The organism is Mesorhizobium sp. M7A.F.Ca.CA.003.01.2.1 (assembly GCF_003998945.1).
In the GTDB taxonomy this organism is placed as follows: Bacteria; Pseudomonadota; Alphaproteobacteria; order Rhizobiales; family Rhizobiaceae; genus Mesorhizobium; species Mesorhizobium ciceri.
Map to the genome: position 1 here is coordinate 1 of NZ_RZRA01000208.1, position 6,709 is coordinate 6,709.

7 protein-coding genes are annotated in these 6,709 nt (G+C 60.5%); 6 read left to right on the forward strand and 1 reads right to left on the reverse strand.

What is annotated here, in order from left to right; all coding sequences use genetic code 11:
• Positions 1–79: 79 nt before the first annotated feature.
• A complete protein-coding gene (gene tgt / locus EN969_RS11175; RefSeq protein WP_024503503.1) occupies positions 80–1,210 on the forward strand; it encodes a tRNA guanosine(34) transglycosylase Tgt in 1,131 nt (376 codons plus the stop codon).
• Between the two features lie 4 nt (positions 1,211–1,214).
• On the opposite strand, the gene EN969_RS11180 is transcribed toward tgt, so the two are convergent.
• Positions 1,215–1,634 carry a DUF4864 domain-containing protein gene (locus tag EN969_RS11180; RefSeq protein WP_063167942.1) on the reverse strand — a complete coding sequence of 140 codons (420 nt, stop codon included), beginning with the start codon at positions 1,632–1,634 and terminating at the stop codon, positions 1,215–1,217.
• A gap of 264 nt (positions 1,635–1,898) precedes the next feature.
• On the opposite strand from EN969_RS11180, the gene EN969_RS11185 reads away from it, so the two are divergent.
• The 5 genes from EN969_RS11185 (at position 1,899) to EN969_RS11205 (ending at position 6,538) form a co-directional block, all read left to right on the forward strand.
• Positions 1,899–2,135 carry an Lrp/AsnC family transcriptional regulator gene (locus EN969_RS11185; RefSeq protein WP_010909609.1) on the forward strand — a complete coding sequence of 79 codons (237 nt, stop codon included), beginning with the start codon at positions 1,899–1,901 and terminating at the stop codon, positions 2,133–2,135.
• A 171-nt stretch (positions 2,136–2,306) separates the two neighbouring features.
• The gene (locus tag EN969_RS11190) at positions 2,307–3,719 is read left to right on the forward strand and encodes a circularly permuted type 2 ATP-grasp protein (protein ID WP_024503502.1); all 1,413 of its coding nucleotides are present in this window, start codon (positions 2,307–2,309) and stop codon (positions 3,717–3,719) included.
• A gap of 133 nt (positions 3,720–3,852) precedes the next feature.
• The gene (locus EN969_RS11195; RefSeq protein WP_024503501.1) at positions 3,853–4,794 is read left to right on the forward strand and encodes an alpha-E domain-containing protein; all 942 of its coding nucleotides are present in this window, start codon (positions 3,853–3,855) and stop codon (positions 4,792–4,794) included.
• A gap of 85 nt (positions 4,795–4,879) precedes the next feature.
• A complete protein-coding gene (locus EN969_RS11200) occupies positions 4,880–5,674 on the forward strand; it encodes a transglutaminase family protein (protein ID WP_063167943.1) in 795 nt (264 codons plus the stop codon).
• 132 nt (positions 5,675–5,806) lie between these two features.
• Complete coding sequence (locus tag EN969_RS11205) at positions 5,807–6,538, forward strand: peptidase (RefSeq protein WP_013531816.1); 732 nt, start codon at positions 5,807–5,809, stop codon at positions 6,536–6,538.
• Positions 6,539–6,709: the final 171 nt, after the last annotated feature.

A 6,709-nucleotide genomic window follows, 5' to 3' on the forward strand; every position in this document is an offset into this window, starting at 1 on the left:
TACATGCGCGGCTGCATCCACTACCGCCAGTCGCTCGACAAGCAGGCGCCGGACGCCCCGGTCCACGACAAGGAATTCAATGGCTAAGCAGTTCAGCTTCAAGGTTCTGGCAATCGACGGCAAGGCGCGGCGCGGCGTGATCGACATGCCGCGCGGCGAAATCCGCACGCCAGCCTTCATGCCGGTCGGCACCGGCGGTACCGTCAAGACGATGTATATGGACCAGGTGCGCGGCGTCGGCGCCGACATCATCCTTGGCAACACCTACCATCTGATGCTGCGGCCAGGCGCCGAGCGTGTGGCGCGGCTCGGCGGCTTGCATGAATTCGCCCGCTGGCCGCATCCGATCCTGACCGACAGTGGCGGTTTCCAGGTCATGTCGCTGTCGAAGCTGAGAAAGCTGACCGAAAAGGGCGTCACCTTCCGCTCGCATATCGATGGCGCCGCCTACGAGATGTCGCCGGAGCGGTCGATCGAGATTCAGGGGCTGCTCGATTCCGATATCCAGATGCAGCTCGACGAATGCACGGCGCTGCCGGCCGAAATGAAGGAGATCGAGCGCGCCATGGAGCTGTCGCTGCGCTGGGCCGAGCGCTGCAAGACGGCGTTCGGCGACCAGCCGGGCAAGGCGATGTTCGGCATCGTGCAAGGCGGCGACAACGCAGCGCTGCGGGTGCGATCGGCGCAGGCGCTGAGCGCGATGGAGTTGAAGGGCTATGCGGTCGGCGGCCTGGCCGTCGGCGAACCGCAAGCGGTGATGCTCGAGATGCTCGACATCACCTGTCCGGAGCTGCCGGCGGACAAACCGCGCTATCTGATGGGCGTCGGCACGCCTGACGATATCCTGAAGTCGGTGGCGCGCGGCATCGACATGTTCGACTGCGTGATGCCGACACGGGCCGGCCGCCACGGCCTCGCCTATACAAGGCGCGGCAAGGTCAATCTGCGCAACGCCCGCCATGCTGACGATCCGCGCCCACTCGACGAGGAAAGCGACTGCCCGGCCGCCCGTGACTACTCACGCGCCTATCTGCATCATCTGGTGCGCTCGCAGGAAGCGCTCGGCGCCATGCTTTTGACGTGGAACAACCTGTCCTACTACCAGAAACTGATGCAGGACATCCGCGCTGCGATCGAGGCTGGCACCTTCGAGGCGCGCGGCGCCGAAATCACCGAGGGCTGGGCGAGGGGCGATATCCCGTTGCTGTAAGGCCTCAAGTGCTGAGCGAATTCGAGGCGCGCAGGCTGCAGCCGGTGATCTGGAACGTGCCGTCGGGCTGCTGCTGCAGCGTATAGACCGCCTCGTAATCCTTGCCATCGGGGCCGACGATCAGCACCTGCTGGACGATCGAACCCGGACCGGTCTCCTCGACCTTGCCGAAGGAATAAGTCTGCGGCTTGCGCACCGGCGGATAGCCGTTGGTCACCATGTTCATGAAGGCATCGACGGTCGGGAAGATCCGCTTCACATTCGGGGCGGCGAAGCTGTAGGCGGTGGCGCCGTCATTGGCGATGAGGGCCTTTAGCTGACCGTCGATGACGGACTGGCCTGCCTTGATCTCGGCATCGCCGGCCAATGCCGACGACACGCAGAGGAATGGAACGACTGCGAATGCGAAAAAGGCGCGGCGCATGGCCTGTCTCCGTTGTCCCGCGAAACATCTTCCCTTGAAATGGTGCTGTCCGAAGACGCATCATAACATACGCTTGGCAGCGCATCGCGGTTTCAGCGATCGCGAATAATCGCTGGCGCTCGGCGGCAGGTTGCATGCTGGCGGAGAGCTGCGGCAGGTCGCAGCCCAGGCCTGGGCCGGCAGAGTACGGATTCCAGCGCTTGAAAGCCCGCCTCCAGTCTGCCAGAAGGGCCGCTGGACTTGGACGTTTAGCGGGACGAAGCCATGAAGGCGTTTTTCGTGCAGATCAAATGCGAGCTCGGCAAATCCTATGAGGTTGCCAGCGCGCTTGCCGATGCCGAGATCGCCTCGGAAATCTACTCCACCGCCGGCAACTACGATCTGCTCGCCAAATTCTATGTCGACGACGAGGAAGACGTCGGCCATTTCGTCAACGAAAAGGTGCAGATTCTCCCCGGCATCAAGGACACGTTCACCGTCGTCACGTTCCGTGCTTTCTAGCCGGTAAACGCATTTGCCCGGGCACGAGGCAAAGGCTGATCAAGGTCATATTTCAGCTGCCTCAATTTTAGGCAGGCGCAACATACTGATCGCCCGTATCTCCCAAATCACCGATTGCGCTTGATTTTCTCCGGCGACGCCAGTGAAATGGCGTCACAGGGGAGTATGCGATTGGCAGCGTTCGATGAAATGCTTCCGGAAGTCTCCGGATTGAGAAGACCGTATTCGGCGTATGATCGCTGGCTGAAGGAGCAGGATCCAGCCAGGCTGACCGAGAAGATGCAGGACGCTGAACGCGTCTTCCGCAAGACCGGCATCACCTTCGCCGTCTATGGTGAGCAAGAAGCCTCCGAGCGGCTGATCCCGTTCGACATCGTTCCCCGCATCATTTCAGGCAATGAATGGCGGCGCCTCACGCAGGGCATCGAGCAGCGCGTGCAGGCGCTGAACGCCTTCCTCGACGACATCTACCATCGCCAGGAAATCCTGCGGGCAGGGCGCGTACCCAGGGAATTGATCGCCAGGAATGAGGCATTCCTGCCGGAGATGATCGGGGTCAGGCCGCCGGCCGGCGTCTATACCCACATCATCGGCGTCGACATCGTCCGCATCTCGGAGGACGAGTTCTACGTGCTGGAGGACAATGCGCGCACGCCGTCCGGCGTCTCCTACATGCTGGAGAACCGCGAGACGATGATGCAGCTGTTCCCCGAGCTGTTCCAGAAGATCAAGGTGCGGCCGGTGGAAAACTACCCGCAGCTTCTGCGCCAGTCGCTGGCGGCGGTGCGGCCGCAAAGCACCAAAGGTGCGCCGACCATTGCGGTGCTGACGCCCGGCAGCTTCAATTCCGCCTATTTCGAACACGCCTTCCTTGCCGACCAGATGGGCGTGCAACTGGTCGAAGGCCAGGACCTGCGCGTGGTCGACGGCCATGTCGCCATGCGCACGACGGAAGGCTACAAGCAGATCGATGTGCTCTACCGCCGCGTCGATGATTCTTTCCTCGACCCGCTGACGTTCCGTCCGGATTCCGCTCTCGGCATACCCGGCATCATGGATGTCTATCGCGCCGGCAACATCACCATCGCCAATGCGCCGGGCACCGGCATAGCCGACGACAAGGCGATCTATTCCTACATGCCCGAGATCATCGAGTTCTACACCGGTCGCAAGGCAATCCTGGGCAACATTCCGACCTGGCGCTGCTCGGAGCCCGACAGCCTGAAATACGTGCTCGAACACATCGACGAGCTGGTGATCAAGGAAGTGCACGGTTCCGGCGGCTACGGCATGCTGGTCGGGCCTGCGGCAACCAAGAAGGAATGCGAGACCTTCGCCAAGAAGTTGGCGGCCAAGCCATCGAATTATATTGCCCAGCCGACGCTGGCGCTGTCGACATGCCCGATCCTGACGGAAAAAGGGCTGGCGCCGCGCCACGTCGATCTCAGGCCCTATGTGCTGGTCTCCGACCGCATCCAGATCGTGCCTGGGGGCCTCACACGCGTCGCGTTGAAGGAAGGTTCGCTGGTTGTGAACTCGTCGCAGGGCGGCGGGACGAAAGATACTTGGGTGTTGGATGATTGAGACGAGTGAGTAGGGAATAGTCAGTAGTCAGTAGCGGAAATAGAGGGACAGGAAATGCCATATTTCATTGAGATTCAATTGCTTAATATTCACTGCTCACTATTCGCTACTCACTAGCCCGAAGGGCCACTTCATGCTTTTAGGCCGCACCGCAAACGGGCTCTATTGGATGAACCGCTATATCGAGCGGGCGGAAAACATGGCGCGCTTGGTCGATGCCGGCCTGCGCATGGCGCTGACCCGCACCCAAAGCGCCTCGGAAGAGTGGAATTCGGTGCTGCTCAGCGCTGGTTCCGACGTCACCTTCAGCCAGAAATATTCCGACTATACCGCCGCCAATGTCGCCGACTTCCTGTTGCGCGACACGTCGAACCCATCGAGCACGATGTCGTCCATCGAGACAGCCCGCAACAATGCCCGCATGGTGCGCACCGCGCTGACGCGCGAGACCTGGGAAAGCATCAACGAAGCCTGGATGGCGCTGAAGCGGATGCTGGCCAAGCCGATCGACGAGCGCGACCTGCCAAGCGTGCTCGACGCCATCAAGCGCGAGACGGCGCTGATCCGCGGCTCGTTCTACGGCACCATGCTGCGCAACGAGATCTTCGACTTCTCGCAACTCGGCACTTACGTCGAGCGCGCCGACAACACGGCGCGCATCCTCGACGTGAAATATTATGTGCTGCTGCCGTCGATCTCCTGGGTTGGCTCGACGCTCGACAATTATCAGTGGGAATCGATCCTGCGTTCGGTCTCGGCGCATCGCTCCTATCGCTGGGTCTACGATGCTGATTACAAGCCGACCAACATTGCCGACTATCTGATCCTCAATGTCCGCATGCCGCGTTCGCTGATGTTCTGCTATCGCTTCCTGTCGGAGCATCTGAAATTCCTCGGCGACGATTACGGCGAGCGCCATGCCTGCCACGCAACGGCCGAGAAGACGCAGACAATGCTGAGAGCCGGGTCGATCAAGGATATCTTCGATACCGGGCTGCATGAATTCCTGGCCAATTTCATTCGCGACAACACCAAGCTGGGCGACGAAATCGCACAAGATTATCGGTTCAATTGAGCATGGTCCCGAAAGGTGGAGCCGGTTTTCTTAGACAAACGGAAACCGTTTGTCCGGAGATCGCGCTCACAAACGGAATAGAAGCATGCGGCTGAAGATTACCCACCGAACTGAGTACCGTTACGATACGCCGGTGCACTATCTGTTGCAGCGGCTGCGGCTGCTTCCAGTCAGCGGGTCGACGCAGACCGTTCTGTCCTGGGCTCTGGCGATCGAAGGCGCGCGCGAAGAGGTCCGCTTTGTCGACCATTTCGGCAACGACACAAGGCTGTTGAGCGTCGAGGGCGAGCGCGACTTCATCACGGTGGAGGCGTCGGGCGAAGTGGTGACGCGCGACACCGCGGGCGTCTCGGGGCCACACCAGGGCTTCACGCCGCTCTGGCTGTACAGCCATGAGACACCATTGACGGTGATCGGCAGCGGTATCCGCGAACTCGCCGCATCGGTTGGCAAGGGCAGCGACATCGAACGGCTGCACCGGCTGACGGCTGTCATCGGAGAGCGCGTCGCCTACACGCCCGGCACGACCAATGCGACGACGCCGGCGGAGGAAGCCTTGGCGCTCAAGACCGGGGTCTGCCAGGATCATACCCATATCTTTGCCGCCGCCGCCCGTGCCATGGGCTTTCCGGCCCGCTATGTCAGCGGCTATCTGATGCTGGATGCGACGGTCGAGCAGGCGGCCAGCCATGCCTGGGCCGAAGCGCATGTTTCGGGTCTCGGCTGGGTTGCCTTCGATGCCGCCAATGGCATCTCGCCCGACGAGCGCTATGTAAAGGTGGCGACGGGCCGCGATTACCGCGACGCCACGCCGGTGTCGGGAATTCGGCTGGGACAGGCGGAAGAACAGCTTGCGGTCACCGTCACGGTGGAGCAGTAATCCTCCGCAAGATTGCTGCCGAGCGGTTCATCGTTTCAAGGAACCCCGAACCGCTCTATCCCTTTGTTTTAACGCAATTCCGGACGGAAAACCGCTTCACACTTTTCCTGGAATTGCTCTAGAAGAGATTCCATGACCTATTGCGTTGGCCTGAAGATCGATCGCGGGCTCGTGTTCATGTCCGACACGCGCACCAATGCAGGCATGGATTCCATCTCCACCTTTCGCAAGATGCATGTCTGGGAAGAGCCGGGCGAACGCGTCATCGTTTTGATGTCGGCGGGCAATCTGGCGACGACGCAGGCCGTGGTCAGCCTGCTTGACGAGCGCACCAAGGCAATCTCCGAAAGACATTCCACACTGCTCGAAACGCCGTCGATGTACCAAACGGTCCGCATTGTTGGCGACACGGTCAAGGAGGTCATCGCCAATTCGTCACCCGCTGGCGAGAAGGCGGATTCCTATTTCAATGCGTCCTTCATCCTCGGCGGTCAGATCAAGGGCAGCGAGCCGCGCCTGTTCATGATCTATCCCGAAGGCAATTTCATCGAATCGACCGATGACACGCCGTTCTTCCAGATAGGCGAGACCAAATACGGCAAGCCGATCATCATCCGCGCCTACGAAAAGACGATGAGCCTCGCCGAGACGGTGAAGCTGCTTTTGGTGTCGTTCGATTCGACGTTGAAGTCGAACCTGTCTGTCGGCTTGCCGCTCGACCTGCTCTTCCTGGAGAAGGACGCTTTCAAGGTCGGATTGAAGAAGCGGATCGGCCAGGACGACCAGTATTACCGCACGATCTCCGATGGCTGGTCGAATGCGCTGAAGACGGCTTTTGCCAGCCTGCCGGATTTCCCTGGCTAAGGCGTGCGGCATCTCTTGCTGGTTGCATATATTTCACGCGTTAATTAATAAGAGACCAACCGCGACGGATGGTAGCGATGGATCATGTCGGGAGGACAGGATGAACAATGATGATTTCCGGCAATGGTCGCGGCGCGCCGCCGACTGGGGCGTTGACTATCGCAACAATCT

Excerpts from the sequence above, each read along its gene's own strand:
- EN969_RS11180 (WP_063167942.1), bottom strand. The coding sequence starts at position 1,634 with ATGCGCCGCGCCTTTTTCGCATTCGCAGTCGTTCCATTCCTCTGCGTG.
- EN969_RS11205 (WP_013531816.1), top strand. The coding sequence starts at position 5,807 with ATGACCTATTGCGTTGGCCTGAAGATCGATCGCGGGCTCGTGTTCATG.
- EN969_RS11200 (WP_063167943.1), top strand. The coding sequence starts at position 4,880 with ATGCGGCTGAAGATTACCCACCGAACTGAGTACCGTTACGATACGCCG.
- EN969_RS11195 (WP_024503501.1), top strand. The coding sequence starts at position 3,853 with ATGCTTTTAGGCCGCACCGCAAACGGGCTCTATTGGATGAACCGCTAT.
- EN969_RS11185 (WP_010909609.1), top strand. The coding sequence starts at position 1,899 with ATGAAGGCGTTTTTCGTGCAGATCAAATGCGAGCTCGGCAAATCCTAT.
- tgt (WP_024503503.1), top strand. The coding sequence starts at position 80 with ATGGCTAAGCAGTTCAGCTTCAAGGTTCTGGCAATCGACGGCAAGGCG.